Origin of the sequence: Micromonospora tulbaghiae (assembly GCF_900091605.1) — a bacterium.
GTDB lineage: Bacteria > Actinomycetota > Actinomycetes > Mycobacteriales > Micromonosporaceae > Micromonospora > Micromonospora tulbaghiae.
In genome coordinates this window covers 540,764-566,133 of the sequence record NZ_FMCQ01000004.1, presented here as the reverse complement: position 1 = coordinate 566,133, position 25,370 = coordinate 540,764, and the positions used below count along the sequence as shown (strand labels likewise).

Genomic DNA, 25,370 nt, shown 5'->3' with positions numbered 1-25,370 from the left:
CACCGGTTCCCACGTGCCGCCGCCTCCGGTCGTCCTCGCCCCGGTCCGCGACGGAATCCCCCATCACCACAGGGGAGAAGGACAATGGCGCGACCCATCACGCTCTTCACCGGCCAGTGGGCCGATCTGCCGTTCGACGAGGTCTGCCGGCTCGCCGCCGAGTGGGGCTACGACGGGCTGGAGATCGCCTGCTGGGGCGACCACTTCGAGGTGGACAAGGCGCTCGCCGACGACTCGTACGTGGAGCGCAAGCGGGCCACCCTCGCCAAGCACAACCTCCAGGTGTTCGCCGTCTCCAACCACCTGGTCGGGCAGGCCGTCTGCGACCACCCGATCGACGAGCGGCACCAGGACATCCTGCCGGCCCGGATCTGGGGTGACGGCGAGCCGGAGGGCGTGCGGCAGCGGGCCGCCGAGGAGATCAAGGACACCGCGCGGGCGGCGGCGAAGCTCGGCGTACGCACCGTCGTGGGCTTCACCGGCTCGTCCATCTGGCACACGGTGGCGATGTTCCCGCCGGTGCCGCCGGCCATGATCGAGCGCGGCTACCAGGACTTCGCCGACAGGTGGAACCCGATCCTCGACGTGTTCGACGAGGTGGGCGTGCGGTTCGCGCACGAGGTGCACCCCAGCGAGATCGCCTACGACTACTGGACCACGAAGCGCACGCTGGAGGCGATCGGGCACCGGGAGGCGTTCGGGCTCAACTGGGATCCGTCGCACTTCGTCTGGCAGGAGCTGGACCCGGTGAACTTCATCTTCGACTTCGCCGACCGGATCTACCACGTGGACTGCAAGGACGCGAAGGTCCGTACCGGGGACGGGCGGCGCGGCCGGCTCTCCTCCCACCTGCCCTGGGCCGACATGCGGCGCGGCTGGGACTTCGTCTCCACCGGCCACGGCGACGTGCCGTGGGAGGACTGCTTCCGGGCGCTGAACGCGATCGGCTACGACGGCCCGATCTCGGTCGAGTGGGAGGACGCCGGCATGGACCGCCTGGTCGGCGCGCCGGAGGCGCTCCAGTTCGTCCGCCGCCTGGCCTTCGACGCCCCGAGCGCCGCCTTCGACGCCGCCTTCAGCACTCGCGACTGACCCCCCGGCCCCTCCCGCCCCCGCCCCTCCCTGTCCCGCGATCTTGCAGTTGTGGCCCTCCCAAAACGGGGTGTAACCGACATCCCGTGGGCCGCAACTGCAAGATCGGCGGCGCCGGGGGCGGGGCGCGGGGGGCTAGCGGGCGGCGTAGGACTGGGTGCTGACCAGGTGGGCTGCGCCGATCAGGCCGGCGGTGTCGCCCAGGTCGGACAGGACGATCGGCATGCTGCCGGTGGCCAGCGGCGTGGAGCGCCGGTAGACCACGCCCCGGATCTCCGCGAGCAGGACCGGCCCGATCCCGGCCGGCGCGCCGCCGATGATCACGATGGCCGGGTTGACGAAGCTGACCAGCCCGACCAGCACCCGCCCGAGCCGGCGGGCGGCGTCGCGGACGAGCGTCTGCGCCGCCGCGTCGCCCTCCGTCGCGGCCGCTGCCACGTCGGCCACCGACAGCGTCCCGGCCGCCGCCAGCCGGTCCGCCAGCGCCGTCGAGCGCCCGGCCCGCGCGGCGGTCACCGCCTCCCGCACCAGTGCGACATCCCCGCAGTACGCCTCGACGCACCCGTTGTTGCCGCACCCGCAGAGCGGCCCGTCCTCGGTGAGCTGGAAGTGGCCGATGTCGCCGGCCCCGCTGGCCGCACCACGGTAGAGCGATCCGGCGAGCACCAGCCCGCAGCCGATCGCCTCGCCCAGCTTGACGTAGAGGAAGTCGTCGAACGGCCGGCCGGTGCCGGCGTGCCGTTCGCCGAGGGCCATCGCGTTGGCGTCGTTGTCCACCTGCACCGGGCAGCCCAGCTCGGCGGCGAGCGTGTCGCGTACCGGGAAGCGGTGCCAGCCGGGCAGGGCCGGCGCGGAGACCGGCGAGCCGTCGCGGACCTCGACCGGCGCGGGCAGCGCGACGCCGACGCCGGTGAGCGACGACAGTCCCGCCTCGCCGCGCAGTTTGCCGAGCAGTTCGACGATGCGCCCGACCACCATGTCCGGGCCGAGCCGGACGTCCACCGGCTCGTCGTGCCGGGCGAGCGGGTTCAGTTCGCCGTCGGTGAGCGCGACCCGCAGGAGGCCGTCGCCGACGAGCACCGCGCCGAACCGGACCTGCGCGCCGACGCGCAGCAGCGACGACCGGCGGCCGCCCCGCGACGCGGCCGGCCCGGCGCTCTCCACCAGGCCGAGCGTGGTCAGCCGGTCCACCTCGGCGGCGAACCGGGCCCGGGGCAGGCCGAGGAGGTCGGCCAGTTCGACCCGGGAGCGTGGGCCGTCGTCGCGCAGCAGACGCAGCAGCCGCGCCTGATCCGCCGTCTCCGGTCCGACCATCGGCATGTGGTCACCTCCCCACCGAGAATGTGCCACATCCGTGCCCGCGCACACGGGAGCGGGCCGGTCACCCGGAGGTGACCGGCCCGCTGTCCGCTTGCGTCAGAGCGTGTTGCCGGTGGACGGCTTGCTGCTCGTGCCGGTCGTGGCCGACCCGGTCGAGCTGGTCGAGCCCGTGCCGTTGGCGCTGCGGCTGCCGACCGCGGCCGGCGTGCCGGCGAACGGCTTGTCGGCCTCGGTCATGCCCTGCTTGCCACCGTTGCCGGTGGCGAGCTTCTCGCCGATCTTGGTCTGCCCCAGCTTGTCCTTGCCCTCCGAGTAGAGCCGGGTCGCCTGGGCCTGCGCGACCCCGGCCGCCTCCTGGACGGTCGGGTGGTCGAGCACCTTGCGCCCGCGGACCACCAGCTCCTCGTACTTCTCCCGGCCGGCACGGGCGCCCAGGACGAATCCCGCAGCCAGCCCGCCAAGAAACATGATCTTTCCGCGCATGGCGGCTCCTTCCGTACCTGACGCTCTCGCCGGTCTCCGCCGGTTCGGCGGAACGACCGTCTCGCGCCTGCGTTCTCTGTCGACGGCTAACTACCCATCCTGCTCTCCGCTCATGCCTCCCTGTGCCGAGATGACGATTTGTCCGTAATTCTGGCGCGTCAGCCGGTCAGGTCCGGTCCGGTAACCCCCTGGCGCGCCACCCCCCGATGTCCTGTACTCTTGTCCCCGTCGCACGGAGCGGAGAGATCCGGACCGAGCGGTGCACGGTCCCCTGTAGCTCAATTGGCAGAGCAGCCGGCTGTTAACCGGCAGGTTATTGGTTCGAGTCCAATCGGGGGAGCTTCACTACGCGTTCACGCCCGTCGGCATCGCCGGCGGGCGTTCGTCGTTCCCGTGCCCCGGTATGTGCTCCGGCTGCCTGGTTTCCGCCCGCGAGTCACCGTTCGCCCGGCAGGATGGTCGGCGTCGACCTAGACTCCCGCTGCGTCGATTGATGCGTCGATTCGAGGACGGTGGAGATGGCCGCAGGACGCAGCCGCTGGACCGCGACGCTGATCGCGGTGGCGGTGGTGCTCGGCTGGCTGGTCGTCGGCGGCATCGCCGGCCCCTACTCCGGCAAGCTCGGCGAGGTCTCCACCAACGACAACGCCTCCTTCCTGCCAGCCGACGCCGAGGCCACCCGGGCGCAGGACCTCGCCGCCGGATTCGTCGACCGGGAGACCACCCCGGCCCTCGTGGTCTACGAACGCCCCGGCGGCCTCACCCCGGCCGACCAGCAGCGCATCCAGGCCGACGCGGCCCGCTTCGCCGAGGTGCCGGGCGTGGTCGGCCCGCTGCCGCCACCGGTCGTCAGCCAGGACGAGCAGGCCGCCCAGGTGATCGTGCCGATCGACAGCGCCGAGGGCGAACAGGTCCGGTCCGTTGTGGAACGCCTGCGCGACATCGCCGGCCCGGACCGCGACGGACTCACCGTCGACGTGGCCGGACCCGCCGGGCTGCTCGGCGACCTGATCGAGGTGTTCAGCGCGATCGACGGGCCGCTGCTGCTGGTCACGCTCACAGTGGTGCTGGTCATCCTGCTCGTCGTCTACCGCAGCCCGGTTCTCTGGATCTTCCCGCTACTGGCCGCCGGGATGTCGTACTCGCTCGCCGCCGTCTTCGTCTACCTGCTCGCCGACCACGACATCGTCAAGCTCAACGGGCAGGCGCAGGGCATCCTCACCGTGCTCGTCCTCGGCGCCGGCACCGACTACGCGCTGCTGCTCATCGCCCGCTACCGGGAAGAGCTGCACCGGCACGAGCGCCCCTGGGACGCGATGCGGACCGCCTGGAAGGGCGCCGCACCGGCCGTCATCGCCTCCGGCGCCACAGTCATCGTCAGCCTGCTCTGCCTGCTGCTGTCCAGCCTCAACTCCAACCGGGCGCTCGGCCCGGTCAGCGCCGTCGGCATCGCCGCCACGCTGCTGGTGATGCTCACCTTCCTGCCCGCGTTGCTGGTCCTCGGCGGCCGCTGGGCGTTCTGGCCCCGGCGACCCCGGTACGACCAGGCCGACCCGCGCACCGAACACGGCATCTGGGGGCGGATCGCCGGCTTCGTGGCCCGGCGCGCGCGTACCGTCTGGGTCGTCACCGCAGTGGTGCTCGCCGCCCTCGCGATCGGGGTGACCCAGCTCGGCGCCACCACGCTCGGCCAGTCCCAGCTGTTCACCCAGCGCACCGACTCGGTGGCCGGGCAGGAGGTCATCGACAGGCACTTCCCGGCCGGCACCGGCAGCCCCGCCACCATCTTCACCACCCAGGCCACCGCGCGGCAGGTCGCCCAGGTGGCGCAGGGCGTGCCCGGGGTCGCCTCGGTGCTGCCGCTCGGCCAGCGGGGCGAGGACGCGCCGCCCGACCCGGACTCGCCCCCCAAGGTGGTCGACGGGCGGGTCCAGCTCGACGTCACGCTCGCCGACCCGCCGGACAGCAACGGCGCCGAGCGGACCATCCGCGACCTGCGCGAGACCGTGCACCGGGTACCCGGCGCCGACGCCGTGGTCGGCGGCTTCACCGCGATCAACGTGGACACCGCCGACGCCTCGGTACGCGACCGCGACGTCATCATCCCGGTGGTGCTGCTGGTCATCGCGGTCATCCTGGCCCTGCTGCTGCGCGCCCTCGTCGCACCGGTGCTGCTGATCGCCACTGTGGTGCTGTCGTTCCTGGCCACGCTGGGCCTGTGCGCGCTGCTGTTCCGGTACGTCTTCGACTTCCCCGGCGTCGACCAGTCCTTCCCGCTGTTCGCGTTCGTCTTCCTGGTCGCGCTCGGCATCGACTACAACATCTTCCTGATGAGCCGGGTCCGGGAGGAGTCGGTCCGCCGGGGCACCCGCGCCGGTGTGCTCGCCGGGCTGGCCGTCACCGGCGGCGTGATCACCTCCGCCGGCATCGTGCTCGCCGCCACGTTCTCCGCGCTCGCCGTCCTGCCGCTCGTGGTGCTCGTCGAGCTGGGCGTGGCGGTCGCCGTCGGCGTACTGCTCGACACCATCGTGGTCCGCTCGCTGCTGGTGCCCGCGCTCGCGTACGACATCGGGCCGAAGGTCTGGTGGCCGGGCCGGTTGTCGCGGTCGCACCGCGAGGGCGACCGGGCCGGGGCGGGGGTGGACCGTGCCTGACACCGACGTGGTGGTCGTCGGCGGCGGCCTGGCCGGTCTCGCCGCCGCCCGGCGGCTGCACCGCGCCGGCGTGCCGTGGCGGCTGCTGGAGGCGGGCGACCGGCTCGGCGGGCGGGTCGCCACCGACCGCGTCGACGGGTTCCTGCTGGACCGGGGCTTCCAGGTGCTCAACACCGCGTACCCGCGGCTCACCGGCCTGGTCGACCTCGGCGCGCTCGACCTGGGCTGGTTCACCTCCGGGGTGCTGGTCCGTCGCGGCGACCGGCTGGAACGCCTCGTCAACCCGCTGCGCGAACCCACCGGAGCGCCCGGCACGCTCACCGCGGGCATCGGGTCGCTGACCGACCGGCTGCGGTTCGCCGCGCTCGCCGCCGGCTACGCCACAGTGCCGGTCGGGCGGCTGCTGGACACGCCCGAGACCAGCGCCGAGAAGGCGCTGCGCCGGGCCGGGCTCTCCGACGCGATCATCGAGGAACTGCTCCGGCCGTTCCTGTCCGGCGTGCTGCTCGACCGCGAACTGGCCACCTCCAGCCACGTCCTCGCCGTCGTCATGCGCTCCTTCGCCCGCGGCCGGATCGGCCTGCCGGCGGACGGCATGGCGGCGCTGCCGCGGGCGCTCGCCGCGCCGCTGCCCGCCGAGCTGATCGAGCTGAACACCCCGGTCACCCAGGTCGCGCCCGGCCGGGTCCGCACCCCGTCCGGCGAGATCACCTGCCGCGCCGTCGTGGTCGCGGTGGACCCGCCCGCGGCGGCCACTCTGTTGCCGGGGCTGCCACGGGTACGCATGCACGCGTACACGACCTACTACCACCGCACCGACACGGCGCCGCTGGACGAGCCGATCCTGCTGCTCGACGGCGACCGGCGCGAACTCGTCGCCAACACGGTGGTGGTGAGCCGGGCCGCGCCCACGTACGCGCCGGACGGCGAGCACCTGATCGCCACCTCCGTGGTCGGCCCGCAGGCCCCGCCCGAACCGGTGATCCGGCGCGAACTGGACCGCCTCTACGGCCGCTCCACCGCCGACTGGACCCACCTCACCACAGTCGCCGTGCCGGACGCGCTGCCCGCCGCACCGCCGCCCCAGGGCCGGCTGCGCAAGCCGGTGGCGCTCGGCGACGGCCTGTACGTGGCCGGGGACCACCGGGACAGCCCGTCCATCCAGGGGGCGCTCGCCAGCGGGTGGCGTGCGGTCGGCGCGGTCCTCGCGGAGTTGCGGCGCGCGTGAGCCGTTCGTCGACGGGTTGCGCGTTGTTATCCTCGCGTTGCCCATCGTGCTGTCGCGGCCGTGTTTCCGCCCGGTAGGTGGTGGTCCGCGCAACGATCGGCGGGTTACGATCCGGCGCGGTCACGGGGCGGTAGCTCAGCCGGTTAGAGCAGGGGACTCATAATCCCTCGGTCGCGGGTTCGAACCCCGCCCGCCCCACTACCCGTTTTCCGTGCTCGGCCATGCCGGCGGCGCCTTCCTGGGAACTTGGCGGGTCGGTTCCGTCGCACGGGACACCGATACCTAGCTGTACTTGCGCCGTCTGCCCCCGCGACCGAATTGTGAGCGGTAGGCAGGTTGCCCGCGCAACCCACGTGCCGCCGACGAAGGCCAGCCACTGAGATTGGTCGTCGACAGGTGCGCAGGCGCGCACACGGGCGCGCACGGCTGGCACCACTGACGAGCCCCATCCGAGACGCGCCCTGTCCTCCCAGCCGGATGCCACCCGAAGATCGACCACTGCGCCGCCGCGTACGACCAATCCCCATTTGGCGAACAGCCGGGCTGCCGGGTCCGGTTGCCCCGATTCCTCTGCTTGAAGCACCGGCCGGTCAGGTACCGCGACGTCCTCTCCCACGAGCCGATAACCCGCCGGCGGTTCCTGCATCGCATCGATCGATACAGTGCATGACTCCTGCCTGGCGCTCACGTCAGTTGACGGGGACGCGCTCGGGTCAGTACCCAGAGATGCAGTTGGTGCGGGTGGTCGGGCCTCACCCTGGCCGGAACCACTTGAGGACGTACAGGCTGCTGGCGTCACCATCAGGCAGACGCTGAGCGGCCACCACAACATGCGGCTGGTCCATCGCACGCGCGTCACCTCCTGGACGGCGAGGCCTTCGTCGGTTAGGGCGCGACCCGTGAAGCGTCACCGTACCGAAAGGCGGGATGCGTTCGATGCCGCCCGCCCTGCCACGCGAGACGCCCTGCTCAGCCGAGCTACCAGTACCTGCCGCAGGTCGGCTCGAGCTTGTCGACCGCGCTCTCCAGGTCGCCCGTGTCGCTCGCCACCTTCACGAGCCCATCCGCATTCGAGAGCGTGGGCTTGATCGAGCGGCGCGGCCACACGCCGACGGTGAGCAGCGTCGCGCGACCGCCACGCAGAGCCCGAACCGTCGTACCGTCACGTCGTATCCCATCTCGCGATCTTGCGGGAGCGTGACGGCACATCACCGAGTGACTGATCGGTCCTCAAGCGTCTCGGGCGCGAAGGGGCCTGTGGGATGCCATCAGTCAGGCGATCGGCGAGGAGGCGGTGGAGAAGATCGCTGCGGCAGTGCCGCCGTTCCCGGACGCCCCTCCCGAAGACGTGAGGCGGCTTCGGTGGGAGCTGTCAGCTCGGCGGAAGGCGCGCGGTAGGTAGCCGGCTCTCCCGCGGACGGGCTGGATGGAAGCGGTCGAATCAGTGATCGGGCAGGGCGTACCAGCGGCCGGCCCGTATCTCTCGCAGTTCGCCCAGCTCGGACAGGTGGACGCATGCCGTACGCAACTCCTCGACCGAGGGGCGCGCGCCCGACTTCCCGTCCAGGAAGCGCGTGATCCGCCAGGCGTCGAAGGCCTCGGCGCCGTCGACCAGGTCGACGTCGACCTCCTGGCCATGCTGATCCGTCATCCGGCAGCCGGCCCCATGGACGGAGTACTCGATACCCGTGCTCGACGTGCCCTCCCGAGGCATCGTTCGCGTATGCCTCACTGCCGCCATCAGATCCGAGACGCATCCGAGATCCGCGTACGCGTCGAGCAAACGCGACCGAATGCGCTTCAGAGCGGCTGCGTAGCCTCGGACTCCTTCGATCGCTGACTCAGCGGGATCGTCCACCTGATCAGTATTCCCGTCTGTCAGCCCGTAGCGTGCCCGTCGGCACGGACGCCAGGGCCAGGCAGCACGGCCCGTCGGGTGCGCTCTTCCTAACTCGTGCTTGCTTCGGCATGCTGATCGAATGGAGAACCTGCACGTGTCGGCGCCGCTCGCTCTGCACCTGTACTGCAGAGTCGACGTCCTGGTCACCAACGCGGAGGCTCTCACCGATCGCGCAGTCGCCGAGCTGCGGGACGCGGATGTCGACTGGTCGACGGAAGACGACGACCTCGAATCGGCGGTCGGAGAACTGCGCGGCAGCGTCGCCGACTCACTCGGGGCGATGGTCGACATCAGCCGCCTGATCGAGGGAGTCCCCGGAGTCGAGTTCCGAGGCGGTTGGTGCCGGGCCGAGCCGGGCCCGCCGCGGGAGATCCCCGCTCCTGAGCGCCGGCAGTAGGCGGCAACCGCGTCGCCGGAGAGTGTGGACGGTCTCTGCCCCTTCCGTCCGGCCCCGATCAGAAAGGAGTACGGCAAGCCTGACAGCTCTCCGCCCGGTCTACGCTTCCGGCGCGATGCCGTCGGCTTCCCACTGTTCGCGCCGGTTGCTGACAGCGGGCACTTCGAGCCGAACCCAAGGGACCGCTAGGAAGCGGCGAGCCCGAGCGCTCAGGCTGGACGGCGCGTCAGCGGGTCGCCGCACGAGCGCAGCCCATTCGATCGCCTTCGCGCACGGGCTCGGCAGGAACCGACCGTCCCCGACGGTGTAGAACTACGCCGTGGACCCATTGGTGCTCGGTCGTGCCCTCGACGAAATGTTCGACCAGGCGCTCGTCTACCACGGGTTCACCGATTACATGCGGGACTACGAGGCCATCGTCTACGTGACTGCGGATCCTCGCACCGGGGTGGCGCCGAAGTATCTGCGTTACCTGTTCCGGTACTGCGTCGAGGCGCGCTGTCGGACCTCAGTGGCGCCGTCGACGTGGCGCGAGTCGCTCGACGACCGCCTGACCGACCACCGGACCGGAGTCGACCTGGAAGGCTATGTCTGGGGCGTGAAGTGGCAGTCGCTCTATCCGGGTGCCCGGATCGTGGAGGAGTCGCCGGCGGCTCAGCGCTGGGCTGAGGCGATCGGGCTTGAATTCCACGAGGTGCGGATCGAGACCAATACCCACGACCTCACGCTGCTGTTCTCGGACCTACAGGTCGGTGAACCGCCGCCGGGGTACCGTCCGTTCGCTGTCGACCAGGACGGCTAGACGTATTCGGCGTGGCGTGGCGTCCGCGAGATGGTCGTCTTCGAGCGCTACGTCCGGCAGGTCGAGAACCGCTCGCCGGCCTGGGCAATGAGCTGCCCGATCGGAGATCGGTGACGGGAGCCGCGTGGACCCACCTCTGCCCGGCGGAGTGGGATCTACGCCAACCCCGCCGTAACCCCCTTCGCTCCCAAGCCGGACTGAACAAGCGCTCCGTCGCGGTGGGGCGGTCACTGCTCGCGGTTTGCGGCCATCCAGGCGGTGGCGAAGTCGACCAGGGCGCGTTGGCGCATCAGCCGGGCCGTCGCGCCGCCCACCCGGCCGGTCGTCGTGGCGCCTGTCGCCTCGAAGTCGGCGCCCAGCTGGTGGAAGTCGTCCTCGTCGGTGACGACGTCGGTCCACGTGCTCCACCGGCTCGTTCCGTCCGGCAGCCGTACCGCCGAGCCCGTCACCGCCCGCGGCGCCGCCGCCTGCCGCCATTCCGCCAGGTGCAGCGAGGTGTTGGAGCTGTGGTCGCAGCCGAGCAGCAGCACCTTGCCGTCGAGCCGGTACACGGCGCCCAGCGGGGAGTGCTCGCCCAGCGCGTCGTCGAGTCGGTGGCCCTCGACGATGTCGGCGGCGTGCGCGCCGAGCGCGGCGAAGGACACCTGCGGGTGATTGCTGCGGCGGGCGCCCGGCCAGGTGCGTACCGTCTCGGCGACCGCGCCCATCCACCGGCTCGGCGTGCGGGCCGGGTCGAAGCCGGGCGTCTGTTCGCGGATGACTGGCCACCACGCCTCGGGTACGGGCGGATGCCGCCACCCGGCCGGGTCCGTGTTGTCCGGCGTGTGCGTCGGCACGACGAGGGTGCCCTCCGGTCCGAGCGCGTCGAGCAGCGCCCGGACCACCGCCTCGGTGCCACCGGCGACGAACCCGAGACTCCGGTACGACGAGTGCAGCAGCAGGACGTCACCCGGGACGATGCCGAGCACCCGCAGGTCGTACGCGAGCGAGCTGACGGTGTGCGGTGCGGCCTGGTCCACGCGGCGCAGTGTAGGCGGGGCCGAGCCTGCACCGGGGACTGTGCCCGCGCCCGCGGAAACCGATTCGCCGATCTCGGGATAGCGGCGGCGTCCCCGCGCGTCTGTCACTGGTGAACGAGGAGACGAGGGTGGTGCGGTGGACGAGGACGAGCGGGCGGTGCTGGCCGAGTTCGTGGCGAGCCGTGCGCCGGCGCTGATACGGGTCGCCTACCTGCTCACCGGTGATCGAAGCAGCGCCGAGGATCTGTTCCAGTCGGCGCTGTCGAAGATCATTCCGAAGTGGCGGAGCATTCGGCACGCCGACCCGGAGGGCTACCTGCGTGCCGTCATGTACCGGGAGCAGGTGAGCTGGTGGCGGCGGTTGCGTCGTCGTCGGGAGTCACCGGTCGGCGTGCACGAGCCGGTGGTGGCCGACCCGGCCGGCGGTACGGATCTGCGGCTGGCGTTGCGGGCGGCGCTGTGGCAACTGCCACCGGCGCAGCGCACCGTCGTGGTCCTGCGCTACTACGAGGACCTGCCGGAGGCCCAGGTCGCCGAACTGCTGGGCTGCTCGGTCGGCACGGTGCGCAGCCGGACCCACCGCGCGGTCACCCGACTGCGTCAGATCCTGCCGGACAGCGAGCTTCTGGAGATGCAGCGATGAGTGATCCGTTCGAAGGTCTGCTCCGCTCCACCCTCACCGACATAGCCGAGGAGGCACCGACTGTGCGGGACTCATTGACCAGGGCGGAACGGCGTGCGCGCAGCCGTCGACGCAACACGGTGGCGGCGGGCGCGGCGGGCATCCTGGCGGTGCTCGTGATCGGGGCGCCGTTCGCCTACGCCAGCCGGGGCGAGGACACAGTGATCTCGCCGCAGCCGGGCACGAGCGTCCCCCAGCCGGACCGGAGCGAGCCCGTTCCGGCCCCGCCGGCCGTGGCGTCGCCCGTGCCGATCAGCCCGGAGGACCCGACCAGGCCGGACAGTGCGGTCCCGGCACCGCCGGGCGTGGCGTCGCCGGTCCCGGCGGCACCGGGTACGCCGTCGCCCGTTCCGGCCCCGCCGGGCGTGGCGTCGCCTGTCCCGGCGGACCCGGCGGACCCGGCGGACCCGGCGGACCCGAGCATGCCGGCCAGTCCGGTCCCGGCTCCGCCGGACACGCGGTCGGACGACCCCGCCGGCCCGCCGCCGAGTCCCGTCAGGCGTTGATCGACGCGCACCGGCCCGCCGGTACGAGGGCTGGACTCACCGGCCCAGCCCTCCCGCGCACATCGCGGACGGTCAGCCGGATCCGGCACGCCGTACAGATCCCGGGCCGGGTGCGCCGGCCGACCGGGATCCCGGCGGGGACGGCGTCACTCCCACGGCGGGGCATGCCGGTTCACGTAGTCGCGGGCGCGGGGGAGCGGATCACCCCAGTACCGGTGCGGCATGCGGTGACGCTGGGACTCGCAGAACGCGGCCAGGTCGTCGACGATCGTGATCCGGTCCAGTGGACGCCTTTCGAACTCCCGGTTGGCGGCGAGCAGATCCGCCTCCGGGTTCCATCCGGCGTGGTCGAACGCCCAGCCTGCCCAGGTCGCGTACACGTGGAAGACCTGGCGCTCGCCCGCGAACCGCAACCCCGCGAGGCCGATCGGCCGGTCGGGGTAGGTGTCCCGGCACACCCAGGCCAGGATGTGGCAGGCCCCGGCGGCGAAGAACGGCTGGTCGGCGCGCTCCCACGCGAGTCGCTGGTCGGCCCGTTCCCGTGGCGTACGCCGGAAGACGCCCGTCGCGGTCACCGCCATGGCTCGCACACTAGCGACACCAGGTCACTTGACACCAAGGGCGGGTGGCGATGGACAGTCGGGGATGCGCTTTCCGGCGTCCACACCGCCCGCCGTTCCCGCCGGCACGCTCACCACCGGCCCGCAACCCACGCTGTTCGCGGCCGACGGTCTGGTCCTGCGCCCCTGGGCGGACGAGGACGCACCGGCTGTGCTGGCCGCGTACCAGGATCCGGAGATCCGCCGCTGGCACACCCGCCGGCCCGCGTCGGAGAAGCAGGTGCGGGAATGGTTCGCGCACTTCCGCCGTGCCTGGCGGCAGGCGACGGGCGCGAGCTGGGCGGTGACCCGCGACGGCGAGGTGGTGGGCCGCATGGTGCTGGGCGGGGTGAACCTCGACGACGGCGAGGCCGGGTGCGCGTACTGGGTGGTTCCGGCCGCCCGCGGCGCCGGCGTGGCATCCGGCGCGTTGCGGGCGCTGAGCGCGTGGGCGCTCGGCGACGGCCGGCTGCACCGGCTCTGGCTGGACCACTCGACCGGCAACGTCGCGTCGTGCCGGGTGGCGGTCAAGGCCGGGTTCCGGCTGGAGGGCACCAAGCGCAGCGCGGCCGTGCACGACGACGGGCGGCACGACATGCACCTGCACGCCCGCGTCCGCGGGGACGACTGAACCGGGTCACGACTGCGCGGCGGCCACGTCCCGGATGCGCCGCAGCGCCTCCTCCCGGTCCATCCCGGTCGCCTGCATGATGTCGCTCGCGGCGGTCCGGACCTGCCCCACGATCACCGTGCCGGACAGCCCGGTCCCGGCCAGCTCCGCGCGCGTCGCCGCCGCCACCGCACGCAGCGCGTGCCGGCGGGCGTCCTCCGGGCCCTGGTCCGCGAGAACCTCCTCCTGTACGGCGTTCACTGCCTCACTGAGCGCCTCCACGGCGTCGGGCAGGCTCTCCGGGATCGGCTCCCCGTCCTCGATCAGCACGACGGCCCGCCGGGCCAGCACGCGGGTGTTCCAGACCGCCTGGTCTACGTCCGGCGCGCCGAGCTGGTAGTGCCGGACCGAACGCCGCCTCGGCCAGCGCGCCGGGGCGAGGTCGACCGTCTCCTTCGCGCCGCCGAAGACGTCCCAGAACCGGCCCAGGTCCGCGCCGATCGCCTGCGACCGGCTCAGCGCCCGGTCGGCCAGGTCGTGGTCACGTCGCCGCAGCGCGGCAGCGGTCGCCGCGAGCTGGCCGGCGAGCTGCCGCAGCGTCGGCGCGGCCACCCGCCGCACGACGCGCAGCGGGTTGATCGGCACCAGCAGCAACGTCACCACCAGTCCCACGCCGCCGCCGATCAGCGCGTCGACGAAGCGGGGGAACTCCAGCGTGTGCCGGGAGGAGGAGAGCGCGCCGAGCAGCACCGCCGTACCGCTGGCGTTGCCCACGATCCCGCCCCGCGTACTCAATGCCAGCGCGACCAGCACGGACGCCGTGACGATCACGCCGGTCTGCCACACGCCGGCGCCGACGGCGCCGATCAGCAGATCCGACACGATGATGCCGAGCGTCACCCCGGCGAGCAGTTCGACCGTGTTGGAGAGGCGTCGCCCGAAGGACGAGGTGATGACCGCGACCGCGGCGGCCGGGGCGAAGATCGGGCTCGGCATGCCGGTGAGCCAGCGCGCGACGGCCCAGGCCAGCGCCGCCGCCAGACCGGCCTGCACGGCGAGTACGGACTTGATCCGCAGCTGTTGCATCCGGTCCCGGCCGGCGGCGCGGCCGCGCTCGTTCACGCGCTCCCACGCCTCGTCGAACCGTTCCGCGTCCAGGCCGGCGCGCCGCGACGACCCCCGCCGGCCGCCGCGACCCTCCCGTTGCCCGGCCACCGTCGGCGGCTACCCGCAAAAACCGCCGGCAATCCCGGCGTCCGTCGTGGTCAGCCGCCTGGTTCGAGGTACGCGGCCAGGTGCGCCAGCGAGGACGCGATGCCCTCCTCGTGCACCGCCTGGTCGATGCCCGGCGGCACGCCGGTGGCGCTGACTGTCACAGCGGTGCCGTCGCCGACTGCGGCGAGCTGCCAGGTCATGGTCATGGTGCCCGCGTACGCCGGGTCGTCGGACTGGAACACGGCCGTCTGCACGACCCGGTGCGCCGGTACGAGTTCGGCGAACCCGACGTCGACCACGTCGGTGGCGTCCGACGTCTTGCCGGGGTTGCCGGTCGGGTCGAGATAGGTGAGCACCATCCGGAACCCACCACCGGGGCGCGGATCCCAGCGCTCGATCCGCCCGCGCATCCCGTCCGGCGGCAACCACGCCTCCAGGGCGCCCCGGTCGACGAGCGCGTCATAGACCGCCGCCGGAGTGGCGCCGATCGTCCTGCTGCCCCGATCGATCCTGCTCACCCCCCAACCCTAGGCCCGCGCCCTCCCGCCCGCGGGTGCTCCTCGTCGATCTTGGAGTTGCGGCAGTGAACGAATGCGGCCGAGAGGGGCGATTCAGGCGCCACGACTCCAAGATCGACGGGGAGCGGGAGCGGGGCGCGCCCGGTACGCTGCCGCGAATGCCGGTACGACAGCACCTCCACGACTCGCTGCTGCTCGGGGATGACGACACGCCGCTGGCCCGGCTGCGGCTGCGGGACGACGACGGCACCCGGGTCGCGGCCGACGTCCGGGCGCTGCCCGAGGTGCCGCTCACCCGGCTCGTCGCGCAGGTACGGCGCGATCTCGCCGGGCACCGGCTGGAGACGCCGGACGAGTCGCTGGCGGCGGCACTGGTGGCCGACGGGCTGAAGCTGAGCCGGGCCGCCACGGACATGCGGCACTACTTGACCGACGTACCCGAACCGGTGACGCTGCCGGAGGGCTGGTCGCTCGGCGCACCCGGCTGGGACGACGACCTCGCCGAAGGGCTGGACGCGGCGTACGGCCCGGACCACCCGGACGGCCGCTGGCAGCCCAGCGACACCCGGGAGGTGCGGGCGATGTTCGACACCGGTGAGCCGGTGCCGCCGCTGATCCCCGCCTCGGCCCGGCTGATCGACCCGGACGGCCGCAGCGCCGGGCACGTGCTGTGCGCCGGGCCGGTGCCGTGGACCGACGACGACTGCGTCTGGATCCTGAATCTGGGCGTGGCGCCCCGCGCGCAGCGCCGCGGGTTCGGCCGGGCGCTGCTCGTCCACGCGTTGCGCGGCGCGCGGGAGGCGGGCCTGCCGTCCGTCGGCCTGTCAGTGGTCGACGGCAACCCGGCCCGCCGGATGTACGACGCGGCCGGTTTCCGCGTCCTCACCCGGGTGCTCACGGTCCGAATCCCGGACGCGTGAACGCTCGGCCCGATGCCTCTGGGTGGTTCGCCGTCGTCGCGCCGTTTCCGCCGTGGTCCCTTGCGTGTACTAGCGTCGGCTGGGTGGGGAAGCATGCTGCGAGCTACGAGCCGTTGACGGTGGCGCGGCTGGGCGCGTTGCTCGTCCAGGCGGACGACAGCCGGCGTTGGCGGTTGGTGGCGGAGTTCCTGGAGGAGTTCCGCTGGGAGCCGCGCGAGACCCGCATGCGGTTGTTGCAGGAGGAGCCGGCACCCACCGGAGACGAGCACTGGGACGTGTTCCTTGCAGCGCTGGTCGAGCATCTGAGCGCGAAGGACGGGCGCGGCGCGCCGCGGTGGGTCGAGACACGGTCGCTACGGCGGTTCTGGTTCCCGTTCAACACCAGAGCCGCTCGAGTGGATGCGGTCGTTCATGCCCCGGCGGCGTTCCGTCGCCGGGGCGTCTACGTCTCCGCACATGAGCTGGATGTGGCATGAGGCCGGAAGATCCCCTTCTGGATCGCGCCGCGATCGAGGACGCCTTCCGCAGGTTGGGCGACCGGCTCGCGAAGCGGGGGGTGATCGCGGACCTCTACATCTTCGGCGGTGCGGCGATGGCCTTGGCCTACGACGCGCGGCGGTCGACGCGTGACATCGACGCGGTCTTCCAGCCGCACGGGGTGGTACTCGACGAGGCCCGAGCCGTCGCGAACGAACTCGGTCTTCCGCACTGGTGGCTCAACGAACAGGCGAGCGCCTATGTCGCTCCTGGCGGTGACGCATCCGCTCCACGTGTCTTCGACCACCCGGGCCTTCGGGTCGCCGCTGCGTCTCCGGAGCATCTGCTGGCCATGAAGGTGCTCGCGGCTCGGCGGCGGGACGCCGAAGACATCCGCTTCCTCATTGATCATCTCGGGCTGACGAGTGCCGAGCAGGTGCTCGATCTGTGCGCCGAGATCTTTCCCGAGGAAGAGGTGCCGGGCCGCGCAAGGCTTGTGCTCGACGACGTGTTCGGCGCCGACTGAAGGTCAGGGGCCGACCGTCAGGCGCCGGTGAGCAGAAGGCGGTGCTCGGACCAGAGCCAGCGCAGGTAGTCCCGCAGCCGTTCCGGGGTGGCGATCCAACCCTGGCCGGGATAGCGAAGCAGCCGGCTGACCTCGCCGGCCACTAGGTCGTACCCGGCCGCGCCGGTCTCCGGCACCGGGGCGTCCGGTGCGACAGCCACGGGCAGCGGGACCATCGGGATCCGCAGGCCCGCGTCGTCGCAGGCCCGCAGCACGGTGAGGTAGACCCGGACCAGGTGGTACGGCGAGACAACGACCGCGACGCTGCCGACGCCCAGCGCCCGCACCTGCTCCACGATCCACGCGGCCTGCCGTCCGGTGCCGGTGACCGGCTCGGCCTGGAGCACGACCCCGTCGGTCCGGCGCAGCCCGAGCCCGCGCAACCGGTCCAGCGTGAGCGGGCGGTAGGTCCGTTCGGCCGAATCGGTGTTCGCCACCAGCAGGTGCCGCAGTGCCGGGCCGGTCTCCCAGGCGCGGATCGCCTCGGTGAGGCGCCAGTCCTCGCCCTGGCCGGTGGGCACCACGAGCGCGTCCACCCGCTCGGCGGCGCGGTGGGGGAGCGTGAGGACCATCGTGACCGCCTCCAGCACCGCCAGGAGCCGGTCGGCGGGGACGTCCGCGAACGCCTCGGCCGGCACGAGCCGTGGCAGCGGGCGGGACACACTCGTCACGCCCGCGATCTTGCCACCTTCGGGTCGACTGAGGATGAGAGAGTGGCACGGTGCGGGTGGGGATCCTCGGGCCGCTTGAGGTCCGCGACGGCGATCGGCTCGTCGACGTCGCCGGGGCGCGGCTGCGGGCCCTGCTGATCCGCCTCGCCCTGGACCCGGGCCGGCCGGTGAGCGTGCCCGCGCTGGCCGAGGCGCTCTGGGGCGACGAGCCGCCGACCGACACCGCCAACGCCGTGCAGACGCTCGTGTCGCGGCTGCGCCGGGCGGTGCCCGGGCTCGGGGTACGCAGCGGCCCGGCCGGCTACCGGCTCGACCTCGACCCGGACGACGTGGACGCCGGGCGATTCGAGCGGCTGACCCGGCAGGGACGGGCGGCGCTGCGCGACGGAGACGCGTCGGCGGCGCGGACGACGTTGCGGGACGCGCTCGCGCTGTGGCGGGGACCGGCGCTTGCCGAGGTCGCCGACGCGCCGTACGCGGCGGCAGCGGTGGTGCGGCTGGCGGAGCTGCGGCTCACCGCGCAGGAGGACCGGATCGAGGCGGAGCTGCGGACCGGGCGGCCGGAGCTGATCGTCGCCGAGCTGGGGGAGCTGACCGACGCGCATCCGCTGCGGGAGCGGCTGGCCGAACTGCACCTGCGCACGCTCGCCGCGGCCGGACGGCCCGCCGAGGCGCTGGCCGCGTACGAGCGGATCCGGCAGCGGCTCGCCGACGAACTGGGCGTCGACCCGTCGCCGCAGCTGCGGGCCGCGCACCTGGAACTGCTGCGCGGCGAGGCGGTCCCGCAGCAGCCGGCGCCCGCGCGGCGGGGCAACCTGCGGTCGGCGCTCACCACGTTCGTCGGGCGCGACGAGGACCTGGCCCGGCTCACCGGGCTGCTCGCCGGCAACCGGCTGGTGACCCTGCTCGGGCCGGGCGGAGCGGGCAAGACACGGCTGGCGAGCGTGGCGGCGGGCCGGCTGGCGGACGGCGTACCCGGCGGGGCCTGGCTGGTAGAGCTGGCGCCGATCACCGATCCGGCGGACGTGCCCCGGGCCGTGCTCGACACACTCGGCCGCCGGGACCGGACGCTGGAACCGGTACGCCCACCGGCCCGCGACACGCTCGGCCGCCTGGTGGAGACGATCGCCACCGACGAGACGCTGATCGTGCTGGACAACTGCGAACACGTCGTCGAGGCCGCCGCCCGGCTCGCCGAGGAACTGCTCGGGCACTGCCCGGGACTGCGCGTCCTGGCCACCTCCCGGGAGCCGCTGGGCATCGTCGGTGAGGCGCTGGACCCCGTACCGCCGTTGCGCCTGCCACCGGCGGACGCGACGCCGGGCGACGCGCTCGCGTACCCGTCGGTGCAGTTGCTGCGCGACCGGGCCACGGCAGTGCGGGCCGGGTTCGCGGTGACCGGCGACAACGTGGCGGCCGTGCTGGAGATCTGCCGGCGGCTCGACGGCCTGCCGCTGGCGATCGAACTCGCTGCGGCGCGGCTGCGGACGCTGTCGCCGCAGCAGGTCGCGGCCGGGCTGGACGACCGGTTCCGGCTGCTCACCGGCGGCAGCCGCACCGCGCTGCCCCGGCACCGCACGCTGCGGGCGGTGGTGGACTGGAGCTGGGGGCTGCTCACCGACGACGAGCGACGGCTCGCCGAACGGCTCGCGGTCTTTCCGGCGTCGGTCACCGCCGACTCGGCGGCCGGCGTCGCCGGCCCGGCCGCCGCCGCGCTGCTCGACGCGCTCGTCGACAAGTCGCTGCTCCAGGTCGTCGGCGACGGGCGGTTCCGGATGCTGGAGACCATCCGGGAGTACGGGCTGGAACGGCTCGCCGCCGCCGGGGCGGTGGCCGGGGCGCGCGCCGCGCACGCGGCGTACTTCCGGGAGCTGGTCCGGACCGCGGAGCCGCACCTGCGGACCGCCGGTCAGCTGCCGTGGCTGCGGCTGCTGGAGGCGGAACGGGAGAACGTCGTCGGCGCGCTGCACTACGCCTGCGACGCCGGTGACGCCGACACCGCGCTGCGGATCGGCGCGGGGCTCGCGTTGCCGCTGGTGATCTGGGGCGACGACGGTGGCATCGGCGGTGACGTGCTGGCCCGGGCGCTGGCGCTGCCCGGCCCGGCACCGGCGGAGGAGCGGGCGGTGGTGCTCGCCATCCGCATCGGTTCGGAGCTGGCACGCGGCGAGCAGGGGCCGACGCCGGAGCAGATCGCCGAGCTGACCACGACCCTGCGGGCGGCGGAGGGGACCAAGCACCCGATCGTGGGGCTGCTCGCACCGATGCTGTCGATCTTCGGCGACGACACGGCGGCCGGGATCGCGGCGATCGACCGGGCGCGCGGGCACCCCGACCCGTGGACCGACGGCACGCTGCTGGGGATACGCGGCAAGTTCAAGGAGAACGACGGCGACGCCGAGGGCATGCTCCGCGACCTGACCGACGCCGCCGCGGAGCTGCGCGCGGTCGGCGAGCGGATGAGTCTGTCGCACGTGCTCAGCGAGTACGCGGACGCGCTCACCAAACGCGGCGACTTCGACGCGGCGACCGCGGCACTGGAGGAGTCGGTGCGGCTGGCCCGGGAACTCAACCCGGCCTCGGAGCCGGGCTTCCAGCTGATCTGGCTCGCCGCCATCCGGGCCCGCGCCGGTGACGTGGCCGGCGCCAAGGCCGAACTGCGCCGGTTCGTGACCGACCGGGACGGCCGGGACGCTGCGTTCGGGCTGATGATGCTCGGCAGCATCGCCCGCTCCGACGGCTCGCTGGACGAGGCGCAGGAGTGCCTCGACGAGGCGATGCGCCGCCAGGCCGAGACGCCGCTTGTCGCCCCGCAGTTCCGCGGCCTGCTGCTGGCCGAGATGGGCCACCTGGCGCTGGCCCGCGATGACCTGGCGGGTGCGCGCCGGCACCTCGACGAGGCGACCACGCCGGCCCTCGCCGCCCGGGACATGCCGGTGATCGCGATCGTCACTGTCGGCTGGGTGGCGTTGGCGGCGGCGGAGGGCCGGTACGGGCCGGCCGCCGAACTGCTCGGCGTCTCCGACTCGCTGCGCGGCCGGCCCGACCGGTCCAACCCGGACGCGCAGCGGCTCGCCGAGCGGCTGCGCGCCGAGCTGGGCGAGGAGGGCTACGCCGCCGCGTACGCCCGGGGCAACGGCCGCAGCCGGGCCGACGCCCTCGCGTTCGTGGGCGGCGACCCGGCTCGGTGACCGGCGTGCCGCCCGGTCAGGAGCGGCGCGGGCGGCTCAGGCGCGGCGTCGGTAGGCGGGCCGGGTCACGCCCGGCGTCGGTAGGCGCGGACCGCGAGCGGCGCGAAGACCGCGATGATCGCCACGGTCCAGAGCAGCGACCGGCTCACCGGCCCGGCCACCGGGCCACCGACCATCAGGCCCCGGGCCGCCTCCATCACGTCGGCCACCGGGTTGACCCCCACCCACCACTGCAACCAGCCGGGCAGCGTGTCCGTCGGCACCATCATGTTGGTGCCGAAGGTCAGCGGGAACAGCAGCAGGAACGCCGTGCCCTGCACCGCGCCGGGGCTGCGCATCAGCACCCCGAGCAGGACGCCGATCCAGCTGACCGCGAACGCGAACGCGATGGTCAGCAGGCAGGCGGCGAGCGCGGACAGCGGGTCGGTGCCGATCCGGAAGCCGAGCGCGTACCCGAACCCCAGCAGCACCACGATGGAGACCACGAACCGGACCAGGTCGCCGACCACCGAGCCGACGAGCGGCGCGGACCGGGCGATCGGCAGGCTGCGGAACCTGTCGAAGACGCCCTTCTCGACGTCGGTGTTGAGGCTGACGCCGGTGGCGATGGACGCGAACAGCACGGTCTGCACCATGATCGCGGGGAGCAGGAACTGGAGGTACTCGTGCTGCGAGCCGGCGACCGCGCCGCCGAGCAGGTAGACGAAGATCAGCACGAAGACGATCGGCTGGAGCGTGACGTCCAGCAGTTGCTCCGGGGTCCGGATCGTCTTGATCAGGCTGCGGCCGGCCAGCGCGAGGCTGTGCCGGGCCATCCCGAACGGACGGCCGGCGGCGTGGGCGGCGCCGGCCCGGGACGGCGTCGCCGCCGCCGTACGTGTGGTCGTGGTCATGCCGCCACCTCCGTGGGCTCCTCGGCGCCGTGGCCGGTCAACGTGAAGAACACCTCGTCGAGGCTGGGCAGCCGCAACGCCAGCTCGACCACTCCGATGCCGGCCTCGTCGAGCCGGCGGACCACAGTGGTGAACGTGGCGTCGCTGTCCACCGGCACGGTGAGCAGTCCCGGCCGGGGCAGCTCGGGATCCGCCCCGGTACTGGCGCGCAGGATCTCGGCGACCGCGCCGATCCGGCCCGGATCGGTCGGCCGGACCACGATCGTCTGGCTGCCGGCGATCCGCTTCAGCTCGCCGGGCGTACCGTGCGCGATGACCCGGCCGTGGTCGATCACCGAGATCTCGTCGGCGAGCGCGTCGGCCTCGTCCAGGTACTGCGTGGTCAGCAGCACCGTCGACCCGTCGTCGACCAGCGAGCGGACCACGCCCCACATCTCCTCCCGCTTGGCCGGGTCCAGGCCGGTCGTCGGCTCGTCCAGGTAGATCACCTCCGGCCGGCCGACCAGGCTCGCGGCCAGATCCAGGCGGCGGCGCATACCCCCGGAGTACGTCTTGGCCGGGCGCCCGGCCGCGTCGGTCAGGCCGAACCAGGCGAGCAGCTCCGCCGCCCGCGCCCGCGCCTCGCGGCGGTTCAGGTCGAGCAGCCGGCCGATCAGCACCAGGTTCTGGGTGCCGGTCAGGTCCTCGTCGACCGAGGCGTACTGGCCGGTCAGCCCGATCAGCCGGCGTACCCGGGCGGCGTCGGTGACCACGTCGTGGCCGCCGACAGTGGCGCGGCCCTCGTCGGGGCGCAACAGTGTGGCGAGGATCCGCACCGCTGTGGTCTTGCCGGCGCCGTTGGGCCCCAGCACTCCCAGCACGGTCCCCCGGCGTGCGGCGAGGTCGATCCCGGCCAGCGCGGTCGTCGTACCGAACCGCTTGACCAGGCCCTCTGCCTCGAATGCGTAACTCATGACGCCGACGATGACCGGGGTCGCTGGCACCGGGCGCACACGCCGCGCACACCGCCGTGTGCGCGGCGGCGGAATCGAGTACGCGTGCTCATTCGCCCAGCCCCGCCGGCCGGGCAGGATCGGTGGCGTGACGACGAGACGTACGCTGCTCGGCGGTCTGTTCCTGGCGCTGGCCACGGCCGGTGCCTGGGCGGCCTGGCTGAGCTGGGAGTCCGGCTGGACCGTGGACCCGCAGACCGGCGACATGAGCGGGCCGTACGCGGTCTGGCAGGTCGCCGCCGCGGTGCTGACCCTGGGCGCGCTGGCCGCCGTCGCCGGCTGGTGGCTGAACATCTGGCTGGTGGCGACAGTGATGACAGTGGCGTTCACCGTCCCGTGGGCGGTGCACGCCGCCTCGACCGACGACACCGGCCTGTGGGCGGTCGGGGCGGCGCTGGTGGCCATCGGCACCACCATCGGGACGACGCTCGTCGGCGGGGCCGCCGGCTGGCTGCGCCGCCGGGCCGGGTGACGGCCGGCGTCAGCCGTGGTCCAGGCGTTCGGCGTACGCGTCGCGCAGTTCCGCCCAGCCGAAGTCCTTCGCCTCCGCGCCCCGGATCGGGCCGACCGGGTCGCCGTCGAGCAGGTGCGCGGCGACGTCGAGGCAGAGGTGCCAGCCGGCGGCCGTCATCGGGGCGAGGCCGGGCCGGTCGACCCGGTGCCGCAGCGTGAGCGTGGTGCCGTCACCGGTGGCGGTCAGCTCCCAGCGGAGCAGGTCGTCGCCCCAGGTGTACTCCAGCAGGTTCGGCCGGTCGGCGCGCAGCACCCGGGCCGGTGCCGGGTGACTCTGGTCGCCGTCGACGGTGCTGAGCACGGCGTCACCGGTACGGCCCAGGTCGCGGTCGGCCAGGAACGGCGCCCACTCGGCGAGCCGATCCGGGTCGGTGAGCGCGGCCCACACCTTCTCCGGCGGGTGCCGCAGCTCGCGGACGAAGACCAGTTCGTTTTCGGGTGCCAGCTCCACCCGGGCGAGCGGGCCGGGACGGAACGTGTCGCGGTCCATCTGTCACTCCTGACTGTCGAGATGGCGTTCCAGGGCGTCGAGGTGCGCGGTCCACATCGACCGGTACGGCCCGAGCCAGTCGTCGACTGCTCGTAGCGGCGCGACGTCGACGCGGTAGATCCGCCGCTGCGCGGCCGTACGGCAGGTGACCAGGCCGGCGTCGCGGAGCACCCGCAGGTGCTTGGAGACGGCCGGCTGGCTCATGCCCAGCGCGTCCACCAGCTCGCCCACGCTGCTCTCCGCCCGGCGCAGCCGGTCCAGGATGCGGCGGCGGGAGGGCTCGGCCAGCACGGTGAAGGCGTCGACGGTCACCCTCGCAATATGCCTTACCAGTTATATGCCTGGCAAGGAATGACAGGTCGCGCTGCCCCGGCCCGGCCGGCTCCATATGCTCGGGGGATGGAACTGCGGATCTTCACCGAACCCCAGCAGGGCGCCACATACGACCAGCTCCTCGCGGTCGCCCGCCGCGCGGAGGAGACCGGCTTCGCCGCGTTCTTCCGCTCCGACCACTACCTCAAGATGGGTTCGGTGAGCGGCGACCCCGGCCCGACCGACGCGTGGACCACGCTCGCCGGCCTGGCCCGCGACACCACCCGGATCCGGCTCGGCACGCTGATGACCGCTGCCACGTTCCGGCTGCCCGGCCCGCTGGCGATCACCGTGGCGCAGGTCGACCAGATGAGCGGCGGCCGGATCGAGCTGGGCATCGGCACCGGCTGGTACGCCGAGGAGCACACCGCGTACGGCATCCCGTTCCCACCGCTGGGGGAGCGGTTCGACCGGCTGGAGGAACAGCTCGCGGTGATCACCGGGCTCTGGTCCACCCCGGCGGGCTCCACGTTCGACTTCCCCGGCACGTACTACCCGGTCAGCGACTCGCCCGCACTGCCCAAGCCGGTGCAGCGCCCCCGCCCGCCGATCCTGCTCGGCGGCATGGGACCGAAGCGCACGCCCCGCCTGGCCGCCCGGTACGCCGACGAGTTCAACCTGCCGTTCGCCTCCGTCGAGGACACCGTGGCGCAGTTCCGGCGCGTGCGCGACGCCTGCGCCGAGATCGACCGCGATCCGTCCACGATGACCTGGTCGAACGCGCTCGTGCTCTGCTGTGGCCGCGACGAGGCCGAGGTGAAGCGCCGCGCCGAGGCGATCGGCCGTGACCCCGACGAGCTGCGCGCCAACGGCGCCGCCGGCACGCCCGCCGAGGTGGTCGACACGATCGGCCGGTATGCCGAGGCGGGCAGCTCGCGCGTCTACCTCCAGGTGCTCGACCTGGCCGACCTGGACCACCTGGAGCTGGTAGCCGCCGAGGTGATGCCCCAGATCTGACCGGGCCCCTGCCCGCCGCCCGTCCCGCCTTCCGGCTCCCGTCGAGATCTTGGTACCAAACGGCCCCCATAGGGGCCCTTTCGTACCAAGATCTCCATCGGTCCCACCTTGCGGAACGACATCTCGCGTTACGGGAGGCGCCCTCCCGCACCCCCCCACCAAACCCGCGATCTTGCAGTTGCGGCCCCTTCGGTGCCGGATTTACGGCTCTTGTCGGGGCCGTAACTGCATGATCAACGGTGTGGGCGCCCCGAGATCGTGGAGCCAAGCCTCGCGCACCGACAATCCGGGCGTCAGTAACTCC

The 25,370-nt window shown here is 73.1% G+C and carries 26 protein-coding genes and 2 tRNA genes; 15 read left to right on the top strand and 13 right to left on the bottom strand.

The genetic code is table 11. From position 1 onward, the window contains the following. Positions 1-84 precede the first annotated feature (84 nt). A complete protein-coding gene (locus GA0070562_RS15385) occupies positions 85-1,092 on the top strand; it encodes a sugar phosphate isomerase/epimerase family protein (protein ID WP_091421560.1) in 1,008 nt (335 codons plus the stop codon). A gap of 135 nt (positions 1,093-1,227) precedes the next feature. Here the strand turns inward: GA0070562_RS15385 and GA0070562_RS15380 are convergent, their stop codons facing one another. Together GA0070562_RS15380 and GA0070562_RS15375 are read right to left on the bottom strand one after the other, a co-directional pair. Then, entirely contained in the window at positions 1,228-2,412 is a 1,185-nt protein-coding gene (locus tag GA0070562_RS15380) for an ROK family transcriptional regulator (RefSeq protein ID WP_091421556.1), read from the bottom strand. 96 nt (positions 2,413-2,508) lie between these two features. Next, positions 2,509-2,895 carry a hypothetical protein gene (locus GA0070562_RS15375; RefSeq protein ID WP_091421552.1) on the bottom strand — a complete coding sequence of 129 codons (387 nt, stop codon included), beginning with the start codon at positions 2,893-2,895 and terminating at the stop codon, positions 2,509-2,511. 267 nt (positions 2,896-3,162) lie between these two features. On the opposite strand from GA0070562_RS15375, the gene GA0070562_RS15370 reads away from it, so the two are divergent. The 4 genes from GA0070562_RS15370 to GA0070562_RS15355 all read left to right on the top strand — a co-directional run bounded on the left by GA0070562_RS15370 (position 3,163) and on the right by GA0070562_RS15355 (position 6,975). Beyond that, a tRNA-Asn gene (locus GA0070562_RS15370) sits at positions 3,163-3,235 on the top strand. Between the two features lie 178 nt (positions 3,236-3,413). Further along, entirely contained in the window at positions 3,414-5,549 is a 2,136-nt protein-coding gene (locus GA0070562_RS15365; protein ID WP_091421548.1) for an MMPL family transporter, read from the top strand. Further along, positions 5,542-6,777: an NAD(P)/FAD-dependent oxidoreductase gene (locus GA0070562_RS15360; protein ID WP_091421545.1), complete on the top strand. Its 1,236-nt coding sequence runs from the start codon at positions 5,542-5,544 to the stop codon at positions 6,775-6,777. Before GA0070562_RS15365 ends, GA0070562_RS15360 begins: the two co-directional genes overlap by 8 nt. A 124-nt stretch (positions 6,778-6,901) precedes the next feature. Then, positions 6,902-6,975: transfer RNA gene (locus GA0070562_RS15355), tRNA-Ile, on the top strand. Positions 6,976-8,218: 1,243 nt separating this feature from the next. On the opposite strand, the gene GA0070562_RS31030 is transcribed toward GA0070562_RS15355, so the two are convergent. Next, the gene (locus GA0070562_RS31030; protein ID WP_372443381.1) at positions 8,219-8,635 is read right to left on the bottom strand and encodes a DUF6896 domain-containing protein; all 417 of its coding nucleotides are present in this window, start codon (positions 8,633-8,635) and stop codon (positions 8,219-8,221) included. A gap of 121 nt (positions 8,636-8,756) precedes the next feature. On the opposite strand from GA0070562_RS31030, the gene GA0070562_RS15345 reads away from it, so the two are divergent. After that, positions 8,757-9,074 carry a hypothetical protein gene (locus GA0070562_RS15345; RefSeq protein WP_225853267.1) on the top strand — a complete coding sequence of 106 codons (318 nt, stop codon included), beginning with the start codon at positions 8,757-8,759 and terminating at the stop codon, positions 9,072-9,074. 319 nt (positions 9,075-9,393) lie between these two features. Further along, entirely contained in the window at positions 9,394-9,876 is a 483-nt protein-coding gene (locus GA0070562_RS15340) for a YxiG-like protein (protein ID WP_091421536.1), read from the top strand. 227 nt (positions 9,877-10,103) lie between these two features. On the opposite strand, the gene GA0070562_RS15335 is transcribed toward GA0070562_RS15340, so the two are convergent. Then, positions 10,104-10,895, bottom strand: coding sequence for an AAC(3) family N-acetyltransferase (locus GA0070562_RS15335; RefSeq protein ID WP_091421533.1), 792 nt, complete (start codon positions 10,893-10,895; stop codon positions 10,104-10,106). 136 nt (positions 10,896-11,031) lie between these two features. Here GA0070562_RS15335 and GA0070562_RS15330 point away from each other — a divergent pair, with 136 nt between their 5' ends. Next, a complete protein-coding gene (locus tag GA0070562_RS15330; protein WP_091421530.1) occupies positions 11,032-11,538 on the top strand; it encodes a SigE family RNA polymerase sigma factor in 507 nt (168 codons plus the stop codon). 175 nt (positions 11,539-11,713) lie between these two features. Here the strand turns inward: GA0070562_RS15330 and GA0070562_RS30265 are convergent, their stop codons facing one another. Together GA0070562_RS30265 and GA0070562_RS15320 are read right to left on the bottom strand one after the other, a co-directional pair. Then, complete coding sequence (locus GA0070562_RS30265; protein WP_175438742.1) at positions 11,714-12,001, bottom strand: hypothetical protein; 288 nt, start codon at positions 11,999-12,001, stop codon at positions 11,714-11,716. A 228-nt stretch (positions 12,002-12,229) separates the two neighbouring features. Next, positions 12,230-12,664: a hypothetical protein gene (locus tag GA0070562_RS15320; RefSeq protein ID WP_091421527.1), complete on the bottom strand. Its 435-nt coding sequence runs from the start codon at positions 12,662-12,664 to the stop codon at positions 12,230-12,232. A gap of 64 nt (positions 12,665-12,728) precedes the next feature. Between GA0070562_RS15320 and GA0070562_RS15315 the strand changes: the two genes are divergently transcribed. Continuing rightward, positions 12,729-13,313, top strand: coding sequence for a GNAT family N-acetyltransferase (locus GA0070562_RS15315; protein ID WP_091421524.1), 585 nt, complete (start codon positions 12,729-12,731; stop codon positions 13,311-13,313). 6 nt (positions 13,314-13,319) lie between these two features. Here the strand turns inward: GA0070562_RS15315 and GA0070562_RS15310 are convergent, their stop codons facing one another. Then, positions 13,320-14,507: an FUSC family protein gene (locus GA0070562_RS15310; RefSeq protein ID WP_091421521.1), complete on the bottom strand. Its 1,188-nt coding sequence runs from the start codon at positions 14,505-14,507 to the stop codon at positions 13,320-13,322. 50 nt (positions 14,508-14,557) lie between these two features. After that, complete coding sequence (locus GA0070562_RS15305) at positions 14,558-15,025, bottom strand: SRPBCC family protein (protein WP_091421518.1); 468 nt, start codon at positions 15,023-15,025, stop codon at positions 14,558-14,560. 158 nt (positions 15,026-15,183) lie between these two features. Here GA0070562_RS15305 and GA0070562_RS15300 point away from each other — a divergent pair, with 158 nt between their 5' ends. The 3 genes from GA0070562_RS15300 to GA0070562_RS15290 all read left to right on the top strand — a co-directional run bounded on the left by GA0070562_RS15300 (position 15,184) and on the right by GA0070562_RS15290 (position 16,948). Next, on the top strand, positions 15,184-15,945 hold the full coding sequence (locus GA0070562_RS15300; protein WP_091421514.1) for a GNAT family N-acetyltransferase: 762 nt from the start codon (positions 15,184-15,186) through the stop codon (positions 15,943-15,945). Between the two features lie 83 nt (positions 15,946-16,028). Then, the gene (locus GA0070562_RS15295; protein ID WP_091421509.1) at positions 16,029-16,421 is read left to right on the top strand and encodes a hypothetical protein; all 393 of its coding nucleotides are present in this window, start codon (positions 16,029-16,031) and stop codon (positions 16,419-16,421) included. Beyond that, complete coding sequence (locus tag GA0070562_RS15290; protein WP_091421506.1) at positions 16,418-16,948, top strand: DUF6036 family nucleotidyltransferase; 531 nt, start codon at positions 16,418-16,420, stop codon at positions 16,946-16,948. The genes GA0070562_RS15295 and GA0070562_RS15290 overlap by 4 nt, the downstream gene beginning before the upstream one ends. Positions 16,949-16,965: 17 nt before the next feature. Here GA0070562_RS15290 and GA0070562_RS15285 read toward each other — a convergent pair whose 3' ends face one another. Continuing rightward, positions 16,966-17,658 carry a hypothetical protein gene (locus tag GA0070562_RS15285; protein WP_372443380.1) on the bottom strand — a complete coding sequence of 231 codons (693 nt, stop codon included), beginning with the start codon at positions 17,656-17,658 and terminating at the stop codon, positions 16,966-16,968. 50 nt (positions 17,659-17,708) lie between these two features. Between GA0070562_RS15285 and GA0070562_RS15280 the strand changes: the two genes are divergently transcribed. Continuing rightward, positions 17,709-20,849: an AfsR/SARP family transcriptional regulator gene (locus GA0070562_RS15280; protein ID WP_091421500.1), complete on the top strand. Its 3,141-nt coding sequence runs from the start codon at positions 17,709-17,711 to the stop codon at positions 20,847-20,849. 65 nt (positions 20,850-20,914) lie between these two features. On the opposite strand, the gene GA0070562_RS15275 is transcribed toward GA0070562_RS15280, so the two are convergent. After that, positions 20,915-21,742 (bottom strand): ABC transporter permease, encoded by an 828-nt coding sequence (locus GA0070562_RS15275; RefSeq protein WP_091421496.1) that lies wholly within the window; start codon positions 21,740-21,742, stop codon positions 20,915-20,917. Continuing rightward, positions 21,739-22,695 (bottom strand): ATP-binding cassette domain-containing protein, encoded by a 957-nt coding sequence (locus GA0070562_RS15270; RefSeq protein WP_091422060.1) that lies wholly within the window; start codon positions 22,693-22,695, stop codon positions 21,739-21,741. The genes GA0070562_RS15275 and GA0070562_RS15270 overlap by 4 nt, the downstream gene beginning before the upstream one ends. Before the next feature lie 127 nt (positions 22,696-22,822). Between GA0070562_RS15270 and GA0070562_RS15265 the strand changes: the two genes are divergently transcribed. Continuing rightward, complete coding sequence (locus tag GA0070562_RS15265) at positions 22,823-23,206, top strand: hypothetical protein (RefSeq protein ID WP_091421494.1); 384 nt, start codon at positions 22,823-22,825, stop codon at positions 23,204-23,206. A 9-nt stretch (positions 23,207-23,215) separates the two neighbouring features. Here GA0070562_RS15265 and GA0070562_RS15260 read toward each other — a convergent pair whose 3' ends face one another. Beyond that, positions 23,216-23,737 carry an SRPBCC family protein gene (locus tag GA0070562_RS15260; protein WP_091421491.1) on the bottom strand — a complete coding sequence of 174 codons (522 nt, stop codon included), beginning with the start codon at positions 23,735-23,737 and terminating at the stop codon, positions 23,216-23,218. A gap of 3 nt (positions 23,738-23,740) precedes the next feature. Further along, positions 23,741-24,049 carry an ArsR/SmtB family transcription factor gene (locus GA0070562_RS15255; protein ID WP_013475589.1) on the bottom strand — a complete coding sequence of 103 codons (309 nt, stop codon included), beginning with the start codon at positions 24,047-24,049 and terminating at the stop codon, positions 23,741-23,743. A gap of 87 nt (positions 24,050-24,136) precedes the next feature. Between GA0070562_RS15255 and GA0070562_RS15250 the strand changes: the two genes are divergently transcribed. After that, entirely contained in the window at positions 24,137-25,066 is a 930-nt protein-coding gene (locus GA0070562_RS15250) for an LLM class F420-dependent oxidoreductase (protein WP_091421488.1), read from the top strand. The last annotated feature ends 304 nt before the right edge of the window (positions 25,067-25,370 follow it).